Below are 26,352 nucleotides of genomic sequence, written 5' to 3' on the forward strand. Positions count from 1 at the left end.
CCACAGCGAGGGATAGTCGCCGCGATGCTCTTGCACCATCCGCACGGCTCGTTCACGGACTTCAGGGGAAAACTTGTTTGTCTTGTTCATGGCTTCATCTTCTCAGGAGTTGAAGCCTCCGCGAAACCCGGGGCGGTTCAACGTGCTAGCTGAACAGGTTTCAGGTGTTCATCGACAACCAGCGAGGCCTGTGGAAACAGTAGCTGCAAATAGTGATTCAGGTGTTTCTGCAGCGGTGCCTGCAAGCGCTGAGTTAACTCTTGGCGCTTCTCCTGAAGCAAGCGTTGCAGCAATGAAAGCGCATCCGCTCTGCGCTCGAGTTCATCCAGTCGCCCCCGAGCGGCTTGCAGCGTGGTTTGGACTTCGGCGCTCTGCTCTTCAAGCCCCTCAGCCCCCATCACTTCAAGACGCACCCTGAGGTCCTGAATTTCCCTATCGCGCTGACGGCTGGCGTGCTCCGCGGCGTCTGCACTCAACTCCAGCCGCTTGATGTCCTGCTCCAAAATATCCGGACGGGCTGCGTGAATTTCCTGGCTACGCTGTTCCAGCGACTGCTCCAGACGCCGCTGCTCAAGTTTCAACATACCCAATTGCTGAAGCAGTTGTTCTTCTCGAGCTCTGGTTGCGGGGTCATCCACCTCGCGTTGTAGACGCTCACACTCGCCGCTGAGGTGTTGTACCTGCTGCGCAAGTAGTGCGACCTCACGGCGCTGATCGACCAAGGCTGACTCGAGACTGCTCAACCGTTCTGTCGCATCGCTCAGCTGCTCCTGCGCCAGGTCGACAGTGGTGTCGCTGTCACTTGCAGAGGGCATCTGGTCAAGCTGGTTTTGCGCGTGCTCTGCACGCTCCCGCAGGGATTGCACTGTTTGCGCCAATGCGTCGATACCATCGGGGGCCAGCTGTGCAATAGCCTTCTGCAGACTACCGATTTCGCCCTCTAGCCTCTGTGCCAGCACCGCGTTGTCTTCAGCCTGCTGAAGATCCGCTGCCCCCAGCCGGTCCAGGAGGGCAAGGCGATCCTGCTCGTATTGCCGCTTACGCTCAGCGGTAACCGCGAGGTCGGTGCCACCCGGGTATATTTCCAGCCGGCCAACTCCTTCAATTTCCAATATGCCCGGAACAGACAAAAGCTGCTCCGACGCGCCCTCGAGAGCTACGCCATTAAGTTTCGCAACTTGCCCAGCATGGAATTGATAGCGCAACCTAGTAGCCGCTGTTTGCTGCAGAATCTGTAATCGATCCAGTTCTTGCGCTACCACCTTTAACTGCTTCAGCGCGGCCGGTTCAACAACCAGGGCTGCCAGCTGCGCGCGTTGCTGCAGCAAGCTCGCGGTCTCAGACTTCGCCTGCTCCAGCTTTTGCTCGGCATCATGCAAGGAGCTCTTAAGCAGCAGCAGGGCAGATTGCCGTTCACAACGCTGCTCTTGCAGCCGGGCCAACCTAAGCCGTTCCCCCGCCGCATGGCTTTGACTCTGCGCTTGCTGCAAACGCTGCAACAGAGATGGCTCTAGGGCCTGTTTGTCTGCCAGCGACTTAGTAGCACCGCTTAGCTCATGCTGGCGCTCCACCAGCAGCGCCTGGCGCTGGGAACCGTGTTGCAGGCTTTCACTGCAGAGTCGCAGGCTCTCTTGATTCTGCTGCAACTCACGGCGTTCTCGATCCTGTTCGCTCTGCATAGCCTTAATTGCATCGAGCTTCTGCATTGCCGCCTTGGCATCGGCCCTGAAGGCCAACCAAGGTTTACTGTCATCCTGCTTTTGAGCAATCAGGAGGTCCCCTAGACGATCAACCTGCAAGCGGTAGCTATCAACTTTGTCTAGTAGCTCAGCATGATAGTTTTCTAGGTCCGCAACCTGCTTGATCGCCTTGGCAAGCTCACCGGTTGGCTTGTCGGTAGACGCGGTCCGGAGCTTGTTGCGCTCCTCCCGCACTCGCTCAAATATGGCATCGCCGATGGAGCTGGTGAGTTCGCTTACATTCCCACCAAGGGCCGACTGCAAATGCGCCTCGGCACTGTCTACCGCGTCGTCAATCTCCTGCCCCTGCCCCTGCTCTACCCACAAAAGACCGGGAATTCCCCAATGTTTAGGCTTGCTTGCACCGCTGCCTGCGAATTCGTAGCCCAACAGAGTACTTAGCTGATCTTCCGCTTCCTCACCACTGCAAGATCGACCTCCGATCTGCAAGTCACACCGTTTTTGCCGCAGAAAGCGTTTGTTGAGTTTCCAGTGCTCGCCCTGCCACTCAAATTCGATCGCCACTTCAGGTGCTGCCGAGGAGTCACCCCAGGGTCTCAGATCCTCAACACTGCTGGACTTGTATCGTTCGAAAAACGCGGCTCGAATCGCGCGAACCAAAGTGCTTTTGCCTGACTCATTAGGGCCAACGAACAGGTTGATCCCAGGTCCGAGGTCACGAATTTCAAGCGGCTGGCGAAACTGCCGCAACTGCTCAACACGTATGGATTGAACCTTCATGCCTGCACCTCCGCGTCCTTGCTCAGCAAGCTGGCCAGCAGCACGAGGGCATCCTTCGCGGCTTGGGAATCACCCTCGCGGCCCCGTAGCTCCGCAATAACATCACCTAGGTAACCGTCTGCGCTCAACGCGGCTATATCTTCGTCTGTGGGCTCAAGACGCAAGTCTTTAACATCACAGTCGACGCTACGACAGCGAGCCTGCGCGATCGCGAGCGCACGCTGAAGACGAGCCTGACCAGCAAGATCGGTCTGCCCTGAAGCTTTCAGACTGAGCACTGAATTGGGCTCCAGCTCTTGAAGGCGCTCGATCAGCACATCCAAGTCACTGGCGACTTCGAGGTGAGCACTCCATTGGAGCCAGATAAACTGCCCTACCTGCCTTGTAGACAGCACCGGTGGCTCGCCCAAGGCCGGCAAGTCAACCAACACAACCTGACCTGACCCATTGTCCTTGAAGCGGTCGGGCTCCGGAGTGCCACTGTAAACCGTGCGTTGGTCAACCGGCTTGAATCCGTGCCAGTCGCCCAAAGCCAAATAATCAAGATGCGCGGTTGCCGCGCGGTCAGCAGCAATAGGGTTGTGGGAATCGACATCCTCGTGCAGCAAGCCCTGCACGCTGCCATGCGCCAGCCCGACTCGTAGAAGCCCTGCTGGGGTCTGCGCGCTGTCAAACCAGGCAGTCAGATCATCGTATGTCTGACGCTGGGTCAATGGCGCGCCCAAAACAGCAATGCGTTGTTCTTCCAGCACCAGCACACCCGGGTCTTTGATTACATGCACATTGGCTGGAATGGCACCGATGCGCTCAGCCCGATCCCAGACGCTTTCAGCCAGAGCTGCGTCGTGATTTCCGGGCAACATTACCCAAGGACCGGTGAAGGCGGCAGTGGCGTTGAATAAACGCCGAATCGTCAGCTCACTGACGCCCTGCGCATCAAAAACATCCCCAGCCACAAGCACCGCATCAACATTTTCAGCCACAGCCAGCGCTGCAATTTTTTCAACCGTAGAGGTACGTGCCGCAGCCAGCACGACAGCGTCCTCCACCTCGAATCTGCTGTACTGCCGACCGATCTGCCAATCAGCGGTGTGTAATATCCTAGCCATGAGCCTCTTGCTCTCCTTGCTGCGGGTGGCGCCAGCCGGGCGAAACCCTACTGGCTATTTGGCCAAGCATGAACCCTATGCAACAACCGCCGGGACGTCCAGATTGGTTATTCGTACAGGTAAAGTTTTGGGGCAGGATCTGTCGCATGACTACTCACCAAACAGAGCCTAGCCCGCAACCAGAATCTTGAGTTATCGCAACTATCAAAATGCGCGGCATCATCATAGGTTATTTGGTAAATTGGCGCCTTATCGCACTGCTAGGAAAGGATGCATTTATGAAGATAGGGATCGATTTCGGCACTAGCTACTCTTGCGCCGCAGCTGTAAAAAACGGCCAAATCGAACACATTATGTTCAGCGATCAAACACAATTTCGGACTTCCGTCTTCTTTCCTGATAAGGCAGTCGACCTTACGGGCTTTCAACTTACCGCACGTCATGAGCAGCAAATTTCTGAAACTATACGCGCAGCGAAGGCCTCATATGCCAAACGGCTCGCAGAATACAGACGCGATATAGCAACCATCGAAGCTCTAGCGAGAGCTGATGAACAGAGCGATGCTAGCGATCTCGCTGAACGGCGCGCGATGATTGCAAAGCCCCGTTTAAGCAGCGACCAAGACCTTCGCAATTCAGCTATCAATGCCATCAAGCGCCAATGGCTTAGCGACAAGATATCAAGTGCCAAAGACGCTGACATTCAACTGGATACAGCCATATTTGGAGAGGAAGCTATTGATGCATTGTTTATCTATGAGTCAGGCAGGTTGGTTCAATCTCCAAAATCGATGCTTGGCTTTGGCTTAGCAAAACCTCAACGTAGCTATATCACCTCGATAGTGACACGCATACTCAAACACATCCGGGAGCAGGCCAGCGAACAATTGGGGCAGCAGATAACTCAAGCAACCCTGGGCAGACCCGTCCGTTTTAGGGGTTCAATGGGAGAGCAAGCAGTTCAAATTCTCCAAGAGGCAGCCAAAGAAGCCGGCTTTGATAACGTAGACTTTCTACCGGAGCCTTCCGCGGCGGCTGTTGGGTACCATGCGCGATCACCGTCTGCGCATACAGCCCTAATTATCGATATCGGTGGAGGGACAACCGACATTGCATTAGCGGAGGTCGGCGGCAACACTCCAAGTCCAACCATATTGAAAACGTGGGGTGAGCCAAAGGGCGGCACGGACGTCGACCTTGGGCTATCGCTGCGCACCGTGATGCCACTATTTGGCCATGGGACTTGCGCCAAGCTATTAGCACCCGTTTTTGTAGATGCAGCATCGGTGAGTGATCTTAATAGGCAGAAAAATTTCCGCGACCGCAAATTCAGGCACATAGATCCACCCTATGCATCGCGTCTGTTGGCGCTGCAACAACCAGGAATGACCGTTCGCCTAAACCGTGACGTTGAAAGACTGAAGATCGAGCTAAGCCAAAACCATCAATCTGAATGCGCGATTGACTACATCGAGCCCCTTTTAGTGGCGCGAGCGACGCAAGCTGAGTTGGCACAAGGCGCAGATAAATTTATGCGCTCATTCGTGGCGCTACTCCACCAGGTTAACGAAGAACTGCATAGCAATAGACCAGTGCTGTTCCTTACGGGAGGCATGTCACAGGCCACCTATGTTATCGCCGCAGTAAAACAGGTATTTCCGGATTGCCAATTCGCTCCAGCCAATGCGTCTCTGGGAGTAGTTGACGGGCTGGCAGTACACGCATCAATGACTCAAGAGTAGCGAGCCACCCGTCACACCATTAGAACCGGCCTAAAGCATCAAAAGCCGCGACTAGCAGCATGCAATACTGCATAGCGGACAGATTGGCTATGCGTTCAGGCCGGGCCTTTGGCGTCAGCACTAAAACCAACGACTCATAACGCCATATCCATAGACGAAGGCCAGTTTTCGCGCACGAGTCAGGCTGACGTAGAGAAGCGCACGCTCCTCATCTTCGCGCTGTCGTCGGGTAACTGGGTCCGCTGCTGTTTCAAGCAAATATTCAAGGGGAACCACTCCCTTGTTGACCGAAAGCACAAACACCCCGTCGAACTCCAGCCCCTTTACCCTGTGCATCGTCGCCAGATTCAAGCTGCCCTCAGGCGTTTTCATGCTGCGACCATCCATCAAGTGGCAGGGTTGCTGGTTCGCCTCAAACAGCGCCTGGAGGTTAAGCAGCTCTTTACGTGTTCGCGCTATGACGCAACAAGCATCGGCTGCAAGACCGCAGCTCAAGAGGTCCGCCAGCACCTGCTTTACCTGCTCTTCCGAATTGTTAAAGCAGCGGACTTCAGGCGCTGGTCCGTGCACAAGTGAGTGATAAAACGCATGGGAATCGAGACCGCCATCAAGGTCATCTACGTCAACTCCTTCCAGAATGCTCACCGCCAGCTTGCGAGTCTCATCCGTGGTTCGGTAATTGATTTTCAGACGAGCGCTGCGCCCACGGATATCAATGCCGCACTGCCCCAGCACCACCTTGTTCTTGCCATAAATCCGCTGATGTCCATCGCCGACAATGAACAGGTCATTCTCTGCAGGAGGAATCAAAGCCCGCAGCAACTGGAACGCTTGTGAGCCCATGTCCTGGGCTTCGTCCACAATCACACTGCACAGCGACGGCTTCAGCTCAGCGTTATGCGTCAACAATTCACGCGCATCGCGATAGGCGTCGTCAGTTTCCTTGAGGTGATTACTTCCCAGCAGATGTCTGTAGCGCTCAAATACCGGCCATATATCGACCCGCTGCTGACGATTCAGCCGAGTGCCGCGGCCGATACGAGACGCCTTTTTATATTCATCCAGGCTACACACTGATTGTGGCTGAATAACTCTGGACCACTCCTCCTGAAAAAACGCCATGGTAAGGTCTGCGCTAGCCGGCTTCTCCGAATAAGCCTCCTCCCACAGCTGACGCTCAAGCTGTGCGTCAAGGAGAAGTCCATAGTCATAGCCCTGCTTTTTGAGGAAACCCATGACCCAAGCATCCAGGTTTTGCACCTCGATGCGTGCCAGCTCTTCACTGCTGCAGATTTTGTTCAGATTGTGCTGGATGTCAGCCGCCAAATTGCGAGTAAAGGTGGTAAACAGAACCTTGCGACTGTCTGATGCCACATGCTCCGCCAACCATTTGGCCCGGTGCATCGCGACAACCGTCTTGCCAGTACCAGCGCCGCCCAAAACACGAACAGGCCCACTCTTGTTCCCCTCGACCAAACGTCGCTGAGCCGGATGCAAAAACACTCGCCACTTCTCGATAGACTGGCTCAGAACCTGCTGCAAAGCGTCTTCATTGTCGGCCACCGTAAAGTGAGCTCGCGACTCCGGACGCGCCAGTGCGGCTGCAAAGTCTTCGGTATCGACCGCATCGGGTGCTTTGGGAACGACCTCCTGATAAGCCTCCTCAAAGCTCGCCCCGGCCATCAACATGAACAGACCATCGTGAGCGTCACGCGGCAGTTGCTCAGTGGCCAGAGCCTGCTCAAGATCACCTTCCGATCGAAAGGTGCGTACCAGTCCGAGCGCTTCCTCCGGCACGCCGAGCTGGAGCAATTGACGATCACGAAAACCATCAAAAACGCCGGTTGCAGCGCTATCAGAAGCGCCAGGGGCCGCCGCCAGGGTAGACTCCTCGACGGTAAACACCTGAATACTGCCGGTATTAGGGTTGATCTCTACCTTGCGTTTTTCAGCCCATTTATACGCCGAGTCATGATGATCGACGTACAACATCAGATACAGATCGTCCTGCTCTGCAGCAGCAAGAATGATCCGCACATCCTGATTCGCTCGGATGGAGCGAAGCTTACTGTCTCTGAATGCAGTCAACTTCTCGTAATTCAGGCCAGAGTGGCTGCGATCCTGCTGAAACAGCATGACCGCTTTATTAGCCTGACTCTGTTCGTTCGGCGTCAACTTGAGCAGGCTCTCAAAGTACTTTTCCGAGAATGCAACGCTGGCCATATCAAGCTCCCGAGTTCAGTTGTTCAAATAATCCAGCCAGCTCTTCTACCGAATGGCAGATCTGCCAACCTTCTGCTTCAAGATAAGGGCCAGCTGCGACCTGGTCCTCTACGTCGGGTAGCAATAACGCGACTTTTTGTGAAGGAAACAGCAGCTCAGCCTCACCCACGACAGCCTCCGGGTCGCCAGCAAGAACCTCCTCGGCGACCTGCACATCCCCAGGCCAGTCAATATCAACAGCGAGCAATTGCTGCAGAAGCTCCTCTTCCAGCAACGCAAACCAATCAGGCGTGCCTGTTGGCCTAAGCTCCGGCACAGCGGCAGACGCAGTGTGCTGCTCCCAAATCAAACCAGCAGCAATACCACTCGCCTTTGAATCCGGAGTCCATGCGTACATAACCGGCAAAAACTGCAGGAAATTGACCACGCACCAGAAACGCTGCCACTGGTAGCGTGCAGACTCTTCTGCTCCCTTTTTCACGTCGTAGCAGACGGAAACCATCGCCTTGCCCATGTCAACCGAGCGGACCAAATCCGCCCCCGCCAGCAAGCTTATAGAGAGGCAAGCACTTCGCTGCTCATTCGCAAACTGGACGGTGCCAGCCAGTGCAACGGGGTCCGGTAGCAAATCGGTAAAACTGGCCGGCAACCCCTGCAGACTTTGCAGTACGTCTTCTTTGACGCCGGTGTCAGCCAGGCCTTTCGCTGGTAAACACTGCAGTACGAAGAACAGCGCCTGCTGCCCCAGCAACGCTGTGTCCTGGTCAGCAAGGAAACACAAAAGCAGCTCAAATGGAGTCATGCCGAGAAACAGTGCTTTACTCTGTGCGCCGGCCAGTTTAAGCAACCCAGCAATAGCCTGGTGGTGTTGTTCCGGCGTTGTCAGTCCGGTAGGCAAAGGCACATCCATGGCCTTGTCACCCATCGCCTGATTAATGTCATACCAGTTGAGCGTCCAGACGACAAAACCCGCACGCATCAGCGCCTGACGCTTGAGCAGATCCTGGCTGACGTTTTCCGCATGGAAGCTATATCCATCCAGAAACACTGCGACCGCTCGCAGCCCTTTGCGTACAGGCCACAAAACAAAATCCGGCCGGCTGGCAAACTGCACCCCCTGGGCCATACCCAGATCTACCTGCGGTTCCATTTCGTAAGCAACATCGCCAATGCTCAGTCGATAACCGTGCTTGCCACGCACCACATCCTGGAAAACGGCAACCTTTTGCCCGGCCACGCAGTCCTGCCCGGTGAAACGCGCAAGCGCTTCAGGGAATCGAGCCTCCAGCTCACTATCCACCCAGGGGTTGCTTGCTCGTGCGCTCAGCCCTTCGTCGTCTTGCACCCAGCTTGCCTGGGTTTCAACCACATCCTTAAGCATTTCAAGCGCCAAAGCCTTGCTGGTGCTATCCATCCCGTAGGCGTTTCGATACTCCAGCAAACAACGGTAACAGCCATCCATCGTGTTGCCGTAACAGTCGCAATCCTTCATGACGTCATACGCCATGCGAAACACCGACTGCATGTTTTCAGCTCGGCTGAGTAGCTCGTGTAAATAACCGGTTCCGCCGGGCACAGAATCGTAGAGCACGATGAAGTGTCGACGCTCGTCGGTCTCGCCCACTGGCTCGCTCATGTAGGCAACGCGCAAGTGGTCAACCTTGCCACCAAATCGGCGCTTGAGGCCTAGCTGCAGCGCGGCAACAAACGAGTTGACCTGCTCGTCAGTGCCCCCGGTAGACAGCCGCGGCAACAATATGCGCAGCGCTTCAGACGAAAACCGGCGATACAGATAAAGGCAGTTCTCCAACCCGTTATCTTCCTTGCCGTCGGCGGTCTTTTTGATCCCGCGCGAGTAACTGCAGGACTTGAGGTGGACCGCTTCCTTTTTGCCAGAGGCAGCCTTCTTGCTTTGCACCGAGCCACATTCACGGCAAATCGGAAAGCCCGAGCGCTGGATATGCTCGCCAGCGACGTCAAAAAATACTTCTTCACCTTGCCGACGCCCGAAGTTCACCTCCAGGAAGTCACAGCTCCGAATAAACTCAAAACCGAAAGGTCGGTCCTTGTCATCAAGGACCCAGGTGATTGCGACATCAGACGGCTTGAAGTCGATCAGCATCTGTTTGTTAAAAAACACCGGCTCCCGATCATCCGAGCGGTCGTCCAGCTGCGCATCCTTAAGGTTGGTGAACGCGTAGACCTGCGTCATTTTCAACATCTTGGTGCGGGCACTGGCATCGCCCCATTGGCTGGTATGGCAACGGGGGCATGTCTTCTCCGAAAACCCGGAGCCCGGAACGTCTGCCGCAGCGGAATAATGGCAACGTGGACAGAAACGCCAATCCTGAATATTTCGCCCTTTGGCGGTTTCTACCCGCGAGATTTTGACCTTGCGGTTGCCCGCGTAAAAAATCGACTCAGGTGCCAGCTCGGTCAGCGCCGCCTGAGCGGGCCGCTGGTATTCATATTCGCGCTTTACGAACTCGATCTCTGCGCCATCTTTAACCGGCTTGTCGGAGCGGAAGATGACCGAATGCAGCGTAGTACCTTCCTCCGGGAAGGCGTAGTTGGGCAGCAACCCCTCATCAGTGAAGAAGTTCAGAACCTCACGTTTATTGAACCGCGTGCGCATGGTGCGGTAGCCAGCCGCCTCACGCTCTAATTCGACCAACTCTTCCATCGTCGGCTCGTCTTGCGGCTGCTTTTTCAGCTTCTCAATCTGGCGCTCAAGCTCCTTGATAGCGAGGGCCATGGCCTTGCGCTCGTCGGCCACAACTTTCAGCCGCCCAAGAACGTACAGCCGCAAGTGATCATCTTGGTGTTGCGGCCCACCAAACAAATACTGTCGCAACAACTCAAGGTCAGCGCCACTAAGTTCTGTAGCCACATGCCCGCTAAAACCGTCCCAGATCTCCTGCATGTTGTGCTTGAGATAGTTCAGCAACGTGTACGGAAAGCGGTCTTCCTGCTCCTTTTCCACCGCGTCCAGCACAGGCTGCATCGTATGCGGAATCTGGTTATCGCCCTTGGCAATCAGTGTCCAGCAATCCATACCGTACGCCAGCAGCTGGCGCCTTAGCACATGCCGAGCCTTCAGAAACACCGCCGGTGGTTCCACAGGCGTGTCCAGCATTCGAGCCGGATCGGCGTAGAAAACCAGATCGTGAGGGCGACCATTGGCAACCGTCAGCACAAAGGAATTACCGTCCTTGCGGCCGCCACGCCCCACACGTTGCAAATAGTTGGCCTGCGCCGGCGGGACAGAACACAGCAGCACACTGGACAAGTCGCCAATGTCGATACCCATCTCAAGCGTGGGTGTAGCCGACAGCAAGTTGTATTCCCAGGGTTTCTCACCCTTGATAAAGCTGTTCTCGACCCGCACCCGCTCGCTGGTGCTCAGCAACCCCGTGTGCTCGTGCGCGATCACCCGATGAATCTCGCCGTTGCGATACAGGTTGCGATAGAGACTGTCACGTACCGGCAGCAAATTTTCATAGAGCAGGTCCGGAGCGGCAGCACTGATAAGCGGCAACCCTAGCCAGTTGCGCGCCTGACCTGCAGCCACATGTTGCGGCCGATACCCGGCACACTCGGTAGCCTGCACATCGGTCGTCACCGTCAGGCCTTCAGGCCGGAGCGACCAGAGCCTTCCCCCTTTCTCATTCACCTCAGACTGCGCTATCTCAACCGAGCACAATGCATCCAGGGCGGCAACCAGCACCTGCTCAGCCTGCATGCGATCAACCAAGGCATCCGGGTTCAGACAGGCAAGCCAGTTTTCATACCAGGAACGGGATGCGTTGCTGCTACCGATCTGTTCGTAGCCATCACCTTTGGCCAGGGCAGGATACTTCGGTCTAGGAGATCCCGGCCCCAGAAGGGGCACGTAATCGATAAAGGAGAGCAAGAAGGCCTTACCCGACTTCAGCCTATAAGATTCCAGATCCTTCAGGCCGAACGCGCCCAGATACACCAGATGCTGCACTAGGCCCAGCATCACGCCCGACGCTGCCTCGGCATCCAGCTGGTAACCCAGAGTATCGGCTACAGTAGCCCGCCATTGCTGCGCCGCCGTGGCAATGCTGTCTGCCGGCCAGTCCAGAGCGGCAATACCCAACCGGTTGAGGGAGCGCCCGACATGCGCACGCCAACCAAGATCTTCGAGCAGTTGCCACAACATACGCTCGCGTATCAGCTTCAGCAGGCGCTCTGGCTTGCTCACCCCCCCCGTCTGCTCGAACTGTTCAAAATCGGCACTGAAACGCTTGTCAGGCGGCATGAACTCACGCAGGTACTTCGGCAACGCCAGCCGACCATTGCGCCCATCATGATTCAGCCAATAGGCCTCGAATGCATCGGGCAGCTCCAGCACCGGTAGCGCCCCCTCTTGGGCGGCAAGCAATTGGGTCAATGCCATACGCACGTTGTTGTGCCAGGTTCGGGCAGCGAAAAAGCCGGCACGGTGGGTAGCATCCTGAACCGAGTCACTGAACGTCAGCAGCTTGCGGTCATCATTATCGCGGCTGCTGAAAAGCTGATGAATAGCCACCGCACTGAGGCTCGCGGCCCGCGCACCAAACACCACCAACGCAGAACTGGCGCTGCAATAAGGACAGTTGTGCTCATGAACCACCCGGTTCACGTTATCCCAGGTCACCTCTTTCAGCAGGTGCGGTTTGCTGACACGCACCAGCATGTCGTTGCTTGCCTGACAGCCCTTGCAGGTACCTCGGTAATCGAGCCCAGCGGTGCGACCACAACAACGGCATACTTTGAAGTGATCAAGATGCAGGCCCGCCGGAGACTGGCGAGCGCCTTCATGCCACGGCATCAGCAACGCGGTTTCCGCATGCTGGCCGAAGAAGCTGCTGTAGATGCTCTGCAGCTCCGTCTCAACAAACTGGTCAGTCGGATGACTCAGCTCCATGCGGGTCAGCCAGGCTGTGCCATGGCATTCCCGGCACTGCACCAGGGGTAAACGTACCTGCTGCTGATCCTTTGGCGGCTTGTCATCACCAAACGCCAATAACGGAGGCTGGGTTGCCTGCAGGCCCTTGCCATCGTCGCCATTAACAGGCGCGGAGCCCGGCTCCCGCAGCGTGCCGACGATACGACGCAGCTCGCGAGACCAAAGCTGCAGGCGCAACTGCACAAAGGGCAAACCCACTTCGCTGCGCGCATGCGCCATCAGCGCCAGCAAAGCAATCAGCACCTGTTCCGGCTGACGCTCGAATTGCTTGGGGACCTGCCCCGCCAACTTGCCCAGCAACTCACGACAGCGCGGCGTACCGCCCAGCAGTTTTAACTGCCGCAGCAGATTGGCCAGTTGCCCATGCTGCTTGAGCTCCCTGCCCAACAGCACCCTTCCGGCCTTGGTGGCCAAATCGACTTCAGGCTGCTTGCAGAAGTACAACTGGTAAGCCGCCAGCAAATACGGTTGCAACCCCTCAGCAAGGGCCTGCGCCAACTCGCCGGGGCCAATTTGGGGATTGAGATTGAGAAACCCCAAATTATCGAGAAACTCGACATCGCTCTGCCGCTGCTCGGCAATCACCGCGTCGCGCGTGAAAGGGCTGGAGAAAATATCAGCAGCGTAGTGCAGCAAGCCACTGACACTATCCTCACCACCCAAGGTTGCAGAGGTACCGACACAGACCAACTGCTCTGGCTGCATGTCAAAGCGCGCTCGCAAACGCCGAATGAGCAACGACAAGTCCGTGCCCTGCGCGCCATCAAACGTATGCAGCTCGTCGACGACCAGGTACTTAAGCGTGTCCGATTGGTTATGCGTCCAAAGTTTCTGATCCTGCGGACGCATCAACAGATAATCGAGCATCTTGTAGTTGGTCAGCAGAATATCGGGCGGGCTGTTTCGCAGGGTCTCCTTGTCGGTAATCACCTGCTCCGGCCCCATTACCTTGGTACCGTGACTATCTCCGCCAACAAACAGGCCAACGCGAACGCCCTTTAGGGCAGGCTGGCGCTGAATCTCCCTGGCAAAGCGCTTCGCCTGGTCGGTAGCCAGTGCGTTCATCGGATAGATAACGATGGCCTTGATGCCAGGCGCGGCATGGCGCTGACAGTGATCCAGCACCGGATACATGAAACATTCAGTTTTACCGGAGCCAGTGCCGGTGGCAACCAGCGTGTTGGCCGCCTGCTTGTCCGAGGCAAGCCGCTGCCAAGCCTGCTCCTGATGAGCATAGGGCGGGTATTCGGTTTCAAAACTGCTGAAAAAATCCCGCCCCGCCGAACCAGCAAGAAACGGCAGCCCGATGGAAACGTAAGGCCCCTTGATGAAGGCCTCTCCGTCCTGCTGTTCTTCAACCAGCCGACGAAACTCACCGCGGAACGGCTCGGTTTCGGTCTCGAAACCGGTAACAATAAACTCGCGCAGGGCGGCGGCAACTTCAGTGGCCAGCAAACCGGGGATCATGAAATATCCTTATTCGTTGTTCCGTATCAGGTGTGATAAACCGCAATCAAGTCCGACAGGCTCTGGGGCACCACACCCTCTGCCTCCAGCTGTCGTCTCAGCTCGTCCGGGATGGTGGGTGCAATAGCTGCATATTCAACCGACCAGCCTGCAAAACGTTTTTGCACCGCCAGAAATCGACCCGCGGCATGTTTTAACCCTGCGATCGAGCCTGGCAGTTTGTCAGCATTACGCTTGCAGCTGCCAAAACGGATGCAACGCTCATCCTCGTTCATGGCCACTAGGTCAATTTCAACATCGGCCCGATCCCAATAACCCGACACCCGTTCAGTCAGCGGAAAGGAGCCAATGCCGAGTCGGCTGTGCTCCTCGTAAATCTGTGCCACCAGATCTTCCAGGGCATGCCCTTCCACCTCACAGAGCCGTTGATCCGCCTGACTGATCAATTGCTCAAGCGGGCGAAAGGCCGAAGCAGCTACCGGCTTTTGCAAAGCGCCTAACCAGGCACGCAGGAAGTTGTCCTTGATGTAATACCGCCCTGAACGCGCCTTGGCTCGCGCAAAGACCGGCAAACGCCGCTCTATCATCTGGTAGCGCTCAGCCAGCACCTTCAGATACCCGCCCACCTGCTTCACCTCGCCCGGGCCCGAAATATCCGCCAAGGCCGCCTCGATATCGGCGTTGCTGCAACCGGGATGAGCCGAGAGATACTGCAGCACCATGTCATAGCGCCCACGCAGCTCGCGCAGGAACCAGTTGTCGGCCTCATTGCGCAATGGCGAAGAGCTGGCAAAGAACAACCGCGCCAGCAGCTCGCTTCGTGAGGCCGACAGAACACCTTGCTCATAAGCATCCCGGTAAAACTTGGGTACCCCCTCAAACAGATTCCAGAGAAACAGCAACCTGTCGGGATCCGTATCTGCATGCGACTCAAGGATTTCAAGGATGGAGCGCACATCCAGATGGGTCAGCTCTATGGTGTCAGTCGTCCGGTTGAATAGCGGCGCATCGCGATCCTCCAGCAAGGCAGTCATTTCAGCGTGCAGCGAACCCAGCACAATCAACCCACCGGAAACGTCCTTGGCTTCAGCCGCAGCCAGACGGTCCACCGCGGCCTGCAGGTAGGAGCAGAAATCACTCAACTGCTTGCGGTGAAAGTACTGAAACTCATCCAGAGCAACCACATAGCCCTGGCGAACCAGCTCTTCGATCAGGGTGGCAATATCCGCAAGGCTTTTCACCCGTCGCTGCAGACCGAAGGTTTCCAAGTAGCCATTGCAGGCAGCCACTACCCCAACGGCATCAGAGTCCGGTATCTGGATATACAGCGTCTTGTTCTGGCCGCGCGCTTTCAGCGCTTGCTGGATCAGAGCGGTCTTGCCGATGCGCCGCCGCCCGGAAATCTGCAGAAAAAACCAGCGCCTACGCGCCAGAATTCGCTGCATCTGCTCCAGCTCAAGATGTCTGCCATAGAACCGCCACTCCGCGCTTTGAGCCACCACCGCCACCTAATATAAAAGTTTTTACCTTAACCGAGTCTAGCAGCGCGCAAGAGGGATTGAAACGATGTAGCGACCTGATGCAGGAAAGAGCTTTAACCATTAAAAATGGGTATCGATGCCCAAATTTTGAGCACCTCAGCCGTCTAGGATGCGTAGTGAAAGCCGGCATCAAGCTCTGTGATAGCGCGCTGGGCAGCGCCACAGAAAGCCTCACTTGACGAGCCCACCCAGCTGCCGATTAAAGGACACGTTAGGCTCAAGCCTCATCAATTTCAAGGTTCCATTTCTATTACCTATATCCAAAAGCTTCGCGACTGGACTGCCAGCATTCTTGGTCAGACATTCTACATGGCCAAAAATGAATACAGCATCCCGCGCTCTTGAAAGAGCTACGTTCAGCCGATGCTTATCCAATAAGAAATCAACCTGACCAGAGTTTCGAGTCATAAGCAATATGACAATATTTGCTTCACCTCCCTGAACTGCATCCACTGTTGTTACTTCCAGATCGAGATTATAAGAGCGCTCCCTGATGGCTACCTCGACTGCGTTTCTTTGTGCTTTATAAGGGCACACCACTAATATGCTAAGCTCTCCAAACCTACCTGAGTCATCCATGCGTTTTAATAGCGTATTAACTGCGGCCCGCTCAACTGGGTTTTCAATAGACTTAGAGATACCTGCTTTTCGGTGCCTATAATCGGGGACATTACTAAAATCAACAAAAGCAAGCCGATGACTAGAAAGCCGCCACCCTTCTTCACTTCTGGCAGACTCAAGACAGCTCTGGTAAAACATCTCGCTTACTATATCACCAATGTCTTTGTGCATCCGGTATTGAGTCGTGAGCATGCCCTTGCTTGAAGCGGGGAGCTGTTCAAAAATGTCGTGAAACGTGTTACGGCGTAACAGCTCCTCCACCTCGGATACCGACAGACGATAGCCTATACTGTCATCGAGCATATCTGTCGTCACGGTCGGTGGCAGCTGATTATGGTCTCCGACCAAAACAACTCTTTTTGCGACCGATGCAGGTATCAACAACTCAGCACCAAAGGCCTTTCCTGCCTCATCGATGATGGCAATATCGAAGGCGCGACTCCATAACCCATAATCGACTCTTGCCATACCCGTACAAGTGGCTGCGTGAATGCGCTTTGATCCTAACAGCCATTTAGCTGCCGACTCCCGCCCTTCGCGGCTAGCCAATAGCGCCTTCCAGCGTTGCGTTGCCTCATCTGAATCGAGACTTTCTCTATATTCTGGATCCAGTATCAACAAGCGTTTCTCGTGCCATTCTGCCTCAAGTTCAGTACCTTCGACTTTGTCGCGACTACCATATCGCACGACCTCGTCTCTCAATTCAGGAATCTTTTCCAGCAGATCCACTACTAACTTGGTAACAGCAACGTGAGTCGGAGCGCAAACCAGAATGCTCGGCCAATTCTGTCTGTTTGAGTTAGTAAAAAGCCCCGTCAACCAATTAACCAAAAGCGTCGTTTTACCGGTACCCGGAGGCCCCCATACACATACAACCGGCTCTTCAGAACCCAGCAACCCTTCAACACTGGCTCGACTCAAATTAGTATTAGAGATTGAGTCACCCGCAAGACCGAGCAGAGCTTCATGTACTCTGGGTGACACAAATCTTCCGAGGATTGCCTTCTCTAGGGCCTTGCTCAAAATCTGCTGCTGACTGCCCTCCCCAATGCGTTCGATGCGGGAAAGCCCAAAGGGGTTAATTTCGTGAAAATCAGCCTGATAGTGTACGTCCAAATCCAAACGCATTATGCCGAGCTTCAGATCAACCCAAGCAGCTCGCTTGATTTTCCATGTTTCAGAATGCCCAGTGACCTGCAGTCGGACTTTGCCATCACCAGAGGCTGCCTCATCAAGCCAGCTAGGGCGGCTAATGGTCGTAACGGTACCAATAACAACCTTCCCCCCCTTATCAACGCGGCCAGGTAAAAAACCGCAGCCCCCCTCCGTCTGGATATGCTCCTGTTGATCCTGATAAATAAGCGACAGCTTACGCAGTCTTAGAGCCGTTTTACGCTGAAGCAACATTTGTTTCTGGCCCGTAAGCTCAGAGTTTAACGCTTCCACAAAAGGCAAAAAAACCGAACGATCCGCATTAATATCGTCATCGGAGCCAGGTACAAAAGCAGCTAGCCCTGCATGAAAACGAATAGAAGAAGAGGGAATGTCGTAATCAAAGATTACCGCATCTAACACGAAAGCCTTCTCTTCATTGCTGGCTGTAGTCAGCAAAGTCACGTTACCCAGCATAAAACCAACTTTACTTGACCCGACAAGAAACACCCGCCAAGGTGATGCTTGGCTAACCTGACCAATGGCTTCATAAGCATCCACTAGGTCTGCCAATTTGCTTTCTGGAACAGACAACAAGATAGGTGACCAAAACTCTCGACTACCCCCGACTCTAGGCGTCAGTCTGACCAGCAGTGGATTGTTCTGATTCAGCGCGCTTATTTGGCTCAACAACCAGACCTGCGGGTACACCTCGATCTCGGTTTCAGGGCTCAAACGACTATATTCTTGAGGCCTTGCCTGCAGCAGCAAGCTTACCCCCAAGTAATCCAGATGAACCCCCTGGTGGTCACGCCGGATAACCTTGGCGAGCATTGCACCGCCGCCATCCGTCAAGTTTGCTTCTAAGAGCCCCGCACTCGGCGTCGAGACTTTCGCGACTCGTCTTTCATGATCAACATCAAACAGCATCGCTCGGCCATTAAGCTCTTCCGACCAGTTTTGCACCTGTAGCTCATAATCATGGAGCTTGCTCGGTACTGTCCCTTCAAAATGCACCAACCCGCCTTCACGCGGAAAATCATTTGGTAGCTGCAGCTCTGATGGGCTGGGCACGTTGAAATGATCCCCATCCACAAATTCCGCTAGACACTCACTGACCAGGCGCAGGTGGGCCCGCTCAGCATGAACACGGCTCAAGCCGAGTTCAAGCTCTAGAACTACTTGATGAAATGTGTCGCTCTCTCGACTACCCAGCCGCTTGCCCAAAATCGTTTTTGCTTTGGCGTGACTTGCCGTTAGCTCGGTCGCAACCTGATTACGCATATCAAGCTCTAGGGCGATAAGCTTTTCAAGCCCCTCAACGTAGCTGATCAGTAGCGTGCGTCTTTCTTTTTCATCCGCTGCACAGAGACCTTTGAGCTGACCCTCCAACACCTTGATTTGATTCTGGACATCGCTGGTTTGCCGACCATTCCACCAACTGATACCGGTAGCTGTGAGGCTGATACCCGCTATAACAAATAGATGAATCACACGGATTCCCTACTACTTCTTTAGCTGTATTAACTGATCAGAAATGCGCAGCAGCTCCGCGCGTAGCTTTGCCTTATCCTCCTTTGAACAGTCCAGCCCCTTCATCTCCTGCATGGTGTAATCAAACAGTTCTAACGGCGCCTCTAGTACCCTTCTTGTCAGATCCAGCTCCTCAGTCCTGACCCGGTTATTCTCCTTGGTCATCTGAAGACCAACCTCTGCTTTTTTAACTTCGTTTTCTACTTGCGTGATACGTCCCTGCCATTCTGCAATGGTTGCCTGCAGCTGGTTGCGAGACTTAAAAACCTCAAAAACGCCCTTAAGTGCTTCTATCGCTTCCTTTGCGACTTGAAGCTGAGCAACCTTCACTTTCGTGTTCCCTTCTATAGTGGCACGCTCATTTTTTAGTATTTCAGTCTGCTCACCCACAGTAGTTGTTGCACTCTTAGTCGCCGAAACCGCTGCAACTTTCGCAAGCAACTCGTCAGACATTGACAGCTTTTGATCAGACATCACTTTCATCTCCTAAGCACTGGTTTCATTGTAATATTGCAGAGCAATTTGCAGTTCTCTCCATACATCTTCAAGCTCGATTAGCTGTGTATCAAAAGCTTCAAGATCAGGCAGGTCCGAACTGCGTATCGCATGCAATTCATCCCAAACAAGGCGATACGCAGCTGAGCAGGCCAGCACCAGCTCACCCAACCGCTGTTGCACCTTGCGATTATTGCTAAGATCCTGCTTTGCCAGAGCAATCTGATCGGCCAGCTTCTGGCGCTCAAGCTCAAGCCTCTTGCCCTCATGCTGGATAAATCGTGTCAGCCCATCACGATGTAAGCGGGCCTCCTTAAGATTTATATAGGAGTTCACTGCATCCGCAACCGACACGGCTGCCTCCAACAGCAACAAAGCAGGGTTGGCTTTTACAGCGGCTTTCGCCATCCCTTTCTTGAGCCCGTATTTACTAGCCATAACAACCGTATTTTTCAGCAATAAAAGCGCCTGTCTCGGTATTCGAATAGACATACCCTAAAACACCTTAACCCGGCACCATGACTCTAGCTGAAATGCAAATACTATATGCCCTGTACCCGAATCTATATTCTTGTCCAACTCCGCAGGCAGATCAGGGAAGTTCTCACCTTTGGCATCATTGATTCTCACCTGCTGCTCATCTTTGAGGATCCAAAGCGTTTGGGTATTTGGTTCATAATATACAGTCTCGACCGCCCCTCCCTCGGGTTCCGACGACTCAGCTCGGCAGCGTAGCATCAGAAAGTTCCTGCATCGCTCCTCTCCGCTCGCAGGCCTGAAGGGTTTACCGGCAAATGGCGTAAATACATGCCAAAGACCGGCCAGCAACCAATTCTCAGAGGTATCAACAAATACAGTTTTCCAGGGGCTTTCACCATCGCGGCGCAGAAATATCTGGACCCGGCTGTCTTCCATTACCTTCTTCAGCTTCTCGCGCAACTCACCTGACACCAGCGTAGTGAGAATTTCTTCGGGTAAGGCCTCGCCCGCTGCACGCAAAAAGCTATCATCGGCCCGCTTGTCATAGGGAGGGCGCGGCCAACCACGTGGCAATGCCTGCTGCTTGCGATGCTCATCAATAGCGATCAACTGGGAATTTGCAGGAGCAGCGCCTGAATATACCCCACGTACCGGATTTGCATTCATGTCAAGAACCAGAGCTAAGGCTTCTACCAAATCCCTACCCTTTCTACTGAGTCCCCAGTCGCTGGCAAGCTTTTCCTCTACGAGATACGTGTGAATATCTTCTAGCGTGGCCCGATCAAGCCCTGTAGTCGAGGCAATCGCTTCTCTATTCTTACCTTCAGCGAGCTCTTCCAATACGAAGCTTGTTACGGCATCAAAACTGCGTGGTTTTTTGGCAACAGCCCAGACTTTGAAAGGCAGGCCGCTGAAGGCAACAGCGATAGTGGGCGACACAGGCTGAGGAATACACGCCCGGAGGCTTGCGATTGCTCGAGCCTTCCTCTGCCGTTTATTCGACAGCCAACCGTCGGGCGTTTCGATACGAATAATTTGTACTTGAATCTTCTCACCAAGAAACACCACATCAGCAGGATGTTCAATCCAGCGCCAAGCCAGTTCAGACAATGGAACCCACGCTCTGAATCCTCCCGCATCGATTTCCGCACCAGTAGTCTTTAAATCTATGACACACCCCGTCACAAGCGAACCTTCACGCACACTCCCGAGCGCCTGCCTTATCAGAGCTTCCGGGACAGCGCTGATACTGGCTTGCCAACCACGCGGATCATTCTTAACCAGCACAAATTCTACAGTTTGCCCAACAGTCAATAAGTCGCTGGCAGCAGACACCCTGTTATTGGCTATCTCGCCAAGAAACACCACCGCAGTCAGGTCACCCGACGCCACCTTTGCAAACTTTGGCCCCACGTAATCCACTTTTCCCGACATCACTTGCCCTGGGCTATAAGTGACGTTACTTCGCGAGGCAGTTTGGCTACTTCGCGAGGTAGTTCCGCTACTTTCCGAACCAAAATAAGAAGCTGCAGGACGCTTGGGCCGAGTAGACCGTGCAGAATTTTCCAACAAGGCGGTGAAAAGACTACTTAAGAAGCCCACTAGCGAATCTCCTCAAATACCTCCCATGCCACCCGATAATCCTCTTCCCGGTTGGGTTTGAAGAAGGGGGCGTGGTATTCGGTGGTGGTTTCCCAGGGGCCGTTTGGCAGGGTGTCGTCCTGGTGGGTTTTGCGGACGGTGCCTTGCTGCAGGTGCTGGATGTCTTCCCAGCCGAGGGCGATGTTGTGTTCGGTGCGCTCGGGGGAGTCGATTGAGTAGTGGGTGCCGGCGTCGAGCTCTTTTTTGTTGGCCTTGCGTGGCAGGCCGACGCCGACCAAGCCCTTGCTGGGGGTGAAGACGATGCGGCCGCGCTGGTCGTACCAGGTGTCGGCTTCATACTGTCGCATGACCGGGAACTGCACGCGGTAGATAGTGAGCAGTTCTTCCAGGGTCAGGCCGAGGGCCTGGGCAACCAGCACGTCGATTTCGACCAGCGCCTGACGGCGGGCGTAGTCGCTGCGCAGGGCGTTGTTGCGTTGCCACTCGGGGGTGAGGTTGGCGAAGAAGTCCTGCAGCAGCGCGGCGATGGGTTCGCGGATGGCCCAACGTTGTTGGCGGAAGCTGTCTTGCCAGTTGGATTGCCAGAGGTCAGCGTAGTGGTTGGTTAAGCAGTACAACAGCAGCCCACGGAACCTGACGCGCCCATCACTGACTAGAGGCATAAGCCGAAGAACAGACTCGTATAGATCTCCTTTCCCAGTTGTTTTCAACCAAAAATCAAAGACCAAAGAAGCACAAGCTGCTCCAAAATCCAGCATCGCAGTCTGATCTTTGAAGGTGGTGGAGATAACAGGATGGATGTGGCCTGCCCCTTTCGGAGCAACCATCCCTAAAAGGGTCCGCTCACCTGACTGACTCAGTTGCCTGCGACAGAACAACCGATAATACTCCGTCACCAACCGCGCCCGATGCTCGCCCTCTTCCACCCAGGGCACTGTTGGGGTGCGGTCGCGGTAGATGGCGGGGTCGCAGGCGGGGATGTAGTTGGTGCGCGGCAGGTAATTGTCCGGCAGGGTTTGCAGGTCGAGGTTGTCGTAGGCCTTGTGCGTGTCACACACCGCCCGGGGGGTGTTGTAGAACGGGTTGCCGACGAAGAAATGCGGGCCGGAGAGTATCCATTGGTCCGGGGTCTGCGGAAACTGGGTTTCTCGCTTGATTGTGCCGTCTTGCTGGGCATTCACTTCGTTCCAGTGCTGAGTCGAATAGTATTGCCCCTTCAGGTCCCCAAGCCGACGAGGCTGCACAGCAAATTTATCCAGCACAGTCATTAGCTGACGCGCATGAAGAGCTGGCAGGCGTGCCTCCAATGCATCAGTACCAGCTTCATCGTAGAGTTGAGCAAACAGGGCAAGTTCATGCCTGCTTACTTCTATTATTCGGTCCGGATGCCCCTCCAAGTTCCACTCATCCTGCTCGTTCTTTATGCCACCGACCCGTCTTCCAACAGGATCTGTATAACAGCCATCGACAGTTTGCGGCATAAACAGGTTGGCAATATTGTCGAAGCTTACTTCCTCACGATAAGGCCCCGATATATTCACACTGAATTTGTTACGGTTACCGATCGGGAACAGAGCCCTCTCATTCTGGTACTGGTGGTGCGCACGCAGTCGATGATAAACCTCACGGCGAAACGCCCCACCCTTGGGATCGTCATAAATCCCCTCCGGATGCAAAAACCCACTAACGCCCTGCTTGTTCACATTGGCCCAGGCGCGCGGCAGGAAGCATTTATACAAGTTGGCTTTCTGGCCCGCGAGCTGCGGATAGTTCTGAGTGGCATTCAGAAACGCCTGCGAGCCTTCCGCTTCCGCGAGTTCGGCAAACCAGGCCTGCTCCAGTTCGGGGTTGCGCTCAAAGGCAGCTTCACGCTCATCGGTCAGTTGCTTGGCGCTGAGTTTGTGCAGTACAAAAGCCGGGTTGTGGTCGCCAAGGATGCCGCCTTCCTGCCATTCCACTTTGCGCCAGGGCGGGTTACCCAGGGTAATGTCGAAACCGCCACGATTGGCGAAGACATCGGCAAAGGCCAGTTCCCAGTGGAAAAAGCGGTATTGCTCACCCAGTTGGTTGGCCAGCTTGAGGGTGGCGTAGAACGGGTTCTTGAACAGTTTTTCCAGGTTCAGCTCACCCTGGGGCGTACTCACCTCGCGGGCGGCGCGGGTCTCTGCGCGCAGGCCAAGCTGGGGTTGCTCCGCGGCAAACATATCCGCGGTGGGCGGGGCAAGCCCGCCACTCGCCTGATCGGCTGGCGGCTGCTCAGCAGCAAACAACCCTTCCTGCTCGGGGGCGAAGGTAAAGGTGCCGGCGCTGTTGAGAATGGTGTTGAGGTCGAACAGCCACTTCTGCCGGTCTGGCAGTTGGTCTACCTGATCCAGCGGCCAGAACCACAGGGCGCACCAGTAGTCCATCGCCAGCTTGAGGCGGCGGTAAGGTGAGGCGATGCGGGCGTTGGTGTTGAAGATGCCGCGGGCGCGCAGGTCGTCTTTTTCGCGGGTGCTGGTGTGGTGCTCCTGCACGCCCTGCTGGCCCCAGAGCGGGTAGGTGTCTTCGGTGCGCTGGCGGTGCTGGGCGAGCATCTGGGTGTGCTCGCGCCAGAGACGGTCTACCGCCTGGCTGAGGCTTTGCAGCAGGCTGATCTCGCTGGCCTCCAGCGGGGCGCAGAAGTCCTTTTTCCACTCTTTCAGTTTCCTGAAGGCGTCTGGGCGCAGCTGCTTGGCGACCTTGTCGCCGTAATCCGCCATGCCGGGGTCAGGCAGCAGGAAGTGATAGATGTCTTGCTCACGACGCCCGCCTTCGCCGTTCGGCTCCAGCAAGGTGCGCGGCTCCAGACGGCGCGGCGGCTGGTTATACCAGAGCCCGTCCTTGGCCTGTTTTTTCAGCGCGATGGCCGGGTACACCTCACGACGGGCGCCGATCAGGCTGTTACCACTAAACAGCTGATAGCCGAACCAGGGTACGTTATGGCCGCCAGACAGCGCATTGAGCCAGAGCGAGACTTCAGCCAGCTCAACGGCGATGGGGTTGAGGTCCACACCGTAGACGTTGTGATCGGCGATGTGCATTTTCACCCGCTGCAACTCTCTCTGATACGCCTCGTGCGGGATGCGCTGGCCCAGCTCCTGCTGCTTGCGGGTGAGGTAAGCCTCTGCCAGCTGATTTACCGCTTCGTTCAAGAAGGCGGCGCTGCCCATGGCCGGCTCGCAGACGGTGAGGTTGAGGATGTCGTCTGCGGTTACGTCTGCACTCAGACGTTCCTTGAGGGTGTATTTGACCAGGCTTTTGGTCAGTACCTCGGGGGTGTAATAACTGGCGCTCTTCTCCCGGTCGCGCCCAGCCATGCGGTAGATGAACTTGCCCTTGGGGTGCACGCGCAGGGTCTTCTTGCCGTTAACCAGGTCATACACCCGCTCGTTGTCAGCAAACTCGTCGAGCTGACGCTGGCTAACAAAGTAACCGGTCTCCAGCTCGTTGGGGTTGATGTTCTCGCCCTTGGGGGCAACCTCGTAGAGGTCTTCAGTGGCGAAGAAGCCGCGATAACTGAGCAGCGCTTCATACACGGCGCCTAGCTGGTTGATACCCAGCTGGGTGTAACTCACCCGGCCACGGCGCTGTTTGCCCTTCTGCGGGCGGGTGAGCGACATGCTGCGGATGACCTGCTGCAAGGTCTCGTTGCTGAACACCACGCGGTTGAGCAGCGGCGTTTTGGCTGGGTCAAACAGGTGGCTATCCAACCCCTGCAGGGTGAAGGCGTTGGCGCTGCTCTGATGCAGCTGGTCGTGCTGGCGACTGATGCTGTTGCCCTGATAGATCAGACTGAACATGCGCTGCAGGCTGTCGTGAAAGTAGCGCCCCTGGCGGCTGGCGTCGGTGGTCAGGCGGACCATTTCCAGATCGCGCAGGCTGTCCAGACTGTAACCGGTGCGCCAGGTTTCATCGGTGGTGGGCAAATACCCCAGCTCGGGCCTGGCCTCGATATAGAACAGGAACAGAATGCGGTACATGTAACGCAGGCATTCCTTGGAGAGCTGATCGGCATCCAGGGCATTGTCGCCGCTGAAGATGCCTTCCTTGCGCTCGCGAGCCTGCGCCACCAGCTGCTCCGCGGCCTGGTTGCCAAGCTGCTCGATGGCCTGGCGCAGGGCGTACTTGAGGTCATCGGAAACGGCAAAGGCGTGCTTGTGGCTGTTCTCGTCCAGGCTATCCAGGCGGCATTGGCCTTCGCTGGGCGCGAGGCTATCGCGATGCAGCAGTACGGCGGTGGCTTTCAGGGTTTTGTCGTCGCGGCGGCCGAGAATGTCTTCCCAGTCAAAGCGCAGCATGCGGTTTTGTGACCACTTGTAGCGGTCGATCAAAATGCCCTGACGATCAGACAGCAGTAACACCCAGCGTGGCGGGTTGTCCTGACGGAAGACGGCCTGATCGAGAATGCTGTACCAGTCGCTATTTTTCAGCGCGTCGGCATGGGGGCCGGGGCCAATGAACTGGCTGGCGTGCAATTTGAGCGAGAGCGGGTCCAGACCTTCGTTGTCCTGATCCAGCGCTCCCAGCACCCAGAGCTGATCGCCCAGCGCAGCGAGTACCGGCAGCTCCTGACTGGCGGCGAGCAGGCGGTTCTCTGGCTGGCAGGCGATGCCGAGTACTTGCATCAGGTCGGCATAGAACTGGCGCTGCAGGCGCACCCGCTCAGCGGCGGTGCGTTCGGTCTTGAGCTTGTGGCGCAGGGCGAAATAGCTCTGGTTCAGGTTACGCAGCCCGCGGTGCGGTGTGCTGTAGTCGTGTCCCTCTGCGCGGGCCTGCTCTTCACGGGCCTCCCAGTCGCGGATGGTATCGGCCAGATCACCCTCAAACACCTCTGCGAGGTAATGGGCGCTGAAAAATTCGTTTTCATTGCTCAGGCCGATAAAGGTGGCGGCGCTGTCTTGTACTGCCATA

General features: G+C 55.6%; 11 protein-coding genes. 1 reads left to right on the forward strand and 10 read right to left on the reverse strand.

Features of this window, described 5'->3' with window-relative positions:
• Nucleotides 1-137 precede the first annotated feature (137 nt).
• The gene (locus AC13EY_RS14255; RefSeq protein WP_482877725.1) at nucleotides 138-2,480 is read right to left on the reverse strand and encodes an AAA family ATPase; all 2,343 of its coding nucleotides are present in this window, start codon (nucleotides 2,478-2,480) and stop codon (nucleotides 138-140) included.
• Nucleotides 2,477-3,589, reverse strand: a complete 1,113-nt coding sequence (locus tag AC13EY_RS14260) for a metallophosphoesterase family protein (RefSeq protein WP_482877727.1) — start codon at nucleotides 3,587-3,589, stop codon at nucleotides 2,477-2,479. The genes AC13EY_RS14255 and AC13EY_RS14260 overlap by 4 nt, the downstream gene beginning before the upstream one ends.
• Before the next feature lie 278 nt (nucleotides 3,590-3,867).
• On the opposite strand from AC13EY_RS14260, the gene AC13EY_RS14265 reads away from it, so the two are divergent.
• On the forward strand, nucleotides 3,868-5,331 hold the full coding sequence (locus AC13EY_RS14265; protein WP_482877729.1) for an Hsp70 family protein: 1,464 nt from the start codon (nucleotides 3,868-3,870) through the stop codon (nucleotides 5,329-5,331).
• A gap of 120 nt (nucleotides 5,332-5,451) precedes the next feature.
• Here AC13EY_RS14265 and AC13EY_RS14270 read toward each other — a convergent pair whose 3' ends face one another.
• The 8 genes from AC13EY_RS14270 to AC13EY_RS14305 form a co-directional block, all read right to left on the reverse strand.
• Nucleotides 5,452-7,554, reverse strand: coding sequence for a UvrD-helicase domain-containing protein (locus AC13EY_RS14270; RefSeq protein ID WP_482877731.1), 2,103 nt, complete (start codon nucleotides 7,552-7,554; stop codon nucleotides 5,452-5,454).
• A gap of 1 nt (nucleotide 7,555) precedes the next feature.
• Nucleotides 7,556-13,996: a DEAD/DEAH box helicase gene (locus tag AC13EY_RS14275; RefSeq protein ID WP_482890421.1), complete on the reverse strand. Its 6,441-nt coding sequence runs from the start codon at nucleotides 13,994-13,996 to the stop codon at nucleotides 7,556-7,558.
• Nucleotides 13,997-14,022: 26 nt separating this feature from the next.
• The gene (locus AC13EY_RS14280; protein WP_482877733.1) at nucleotides 14,023-15,495 is read right to left on the reverse strand and encodes an ATP-binding protein; all 1,473 of its coding nucleotides are present in this window, start codon (nucleotides 15,493-15,495) and stop codon (nucleotides 14,023-14,025) included.
• Between the two features lie 213 nt (nucleotides 15,496-15,708).
• Nucleotides 15,709-18,804, reverse strand: coding sequence for a DEAD/DEAH box helicase (locus AC13EY_RS14285; protein ID WP_482877735.1), 3,096 nt, complete (start codon nucleotides 18,802-18,804; stop codon nucleotides 15,709-15,711).
• 12 nt (nucleotides 18,805-18,816) lie between these two features.
• Nucleotides 18,817-19,317, reverse strand: a complete 501-nt coding sequence (locus AC13EY_RS14290; protein ID WP_482877737.1) for a hypothetical protein — start codon at nucleotides 19,315-19,317, stop codon at nucleotides 18,817-18,819.
• A gap of 12 nt (nucleotides 19,318-19,329) precedes the next feature.
• Nucleotides 19,330-19,830, reverse strand: coding sequence for a hypothetical protein (locus AC13EY_RS14295; RefSeq protein WP_335614040.1), 501 nt, complete (start codon nucleotides 19,828-19,830; stop codon nucleotides 19,330-19,332).
• 3 nt (nucleotides 19,831-19,833) lie between these two features.
• Nucleotides 19,834-21,252, reverse strand: coding sequence for a S1 RNA-binding domain-containing protein (locus AC13EY_RS14300; protein WP_482877738.1), 1,419 nt, complete (start codon nucleotides 21,250-21,252; stop codon nucleotides 19,834-19,836).
• Between the two features lie 167 nt (nucleotides 21,253-21,419).
• Entirely contained in the window at nucleotides 21,420-26,351 is a 4,932-nt protein-coding gene (locus AC13EY_RS14305) for an Eco57I restriction-modification methylase domain-containing protein (RefSeq protein ID WP_482877739.1), read from the reverse strand.
• Nucleotide 26,352 lies beyond the last annotated feature (1 nt).

This window comes from Halopseudomonas sp. L-58, from assembly GCF_056859475.1.

Bases quoted from the DNA above. Each gene is read 5' to 3' on its own strand.
- AC13EY_RS14295 (WP_335614040.1), bottom strand. From the start codon at position 19,830: ATGTCTATTCGAATACCGAGACAGGCGCTTTTATTGCTGAAAAATACG.
- AC13EY_RS14290 (WP_482877737.1), bottom strand. From the start codon at position 19,317: ATGTCTGATCAAAAGCTGTCAATGTCTGACGAGTTGCTTGCGAAAGTT.
- AC13EY_RS14275 (WP_482890421.1), bottom strand. From the start codon at position 13,996: ATGATCCCCGGTTTGCTGGCCACTGAAGTTGCCGCCGCCCTGCGCGAG.
- AC13EY_RS14270 (WP_482877731.1), bottom strand. From the start codon at position 7,554: ATGGCCAGCGTTGCATTCTCGGAAAAGTACTTTGAGAGCCTGCTCAAG.
- AC13EY_RS14260 (WP_482877727.1), bottom strand. From the start codon at position 3,589: ATGGCTAGGATATTACACACCGCTGATTGGCAGATCGGTCGGCAGTAC.
- AC13EY_RS14265 (WP_482877729.1), top strand. From the start codon at position 3,868: ATGAAGATAGGGATCGATTTCGGCACTAGCTACTCTTGCGCCGCAGCT.
- AC13EY_RS14300 (WP_482877738.1), bottom strand. From the start codon at position 21,252: ATGTCGGGAAAAGTGGATTACGTGGGGCCAAAGTTTGCAAAGGTGGCG.
- AC13EY_RS14255 (WP_482877725.1), bottom strand. From the start codon at position 2,480: ATGAAGGTTCAATCCATACGTGTTGAGCAGTTGCGGCAGTTTCGCCAG.
- AC13EY_RS14305 (WP_482877739.1), bottom strand. From the start codon at position 26,351: ATGGCAGTACAAGACAGCGCCGCCACCTTTATCGGCCTGAGCAATGAA.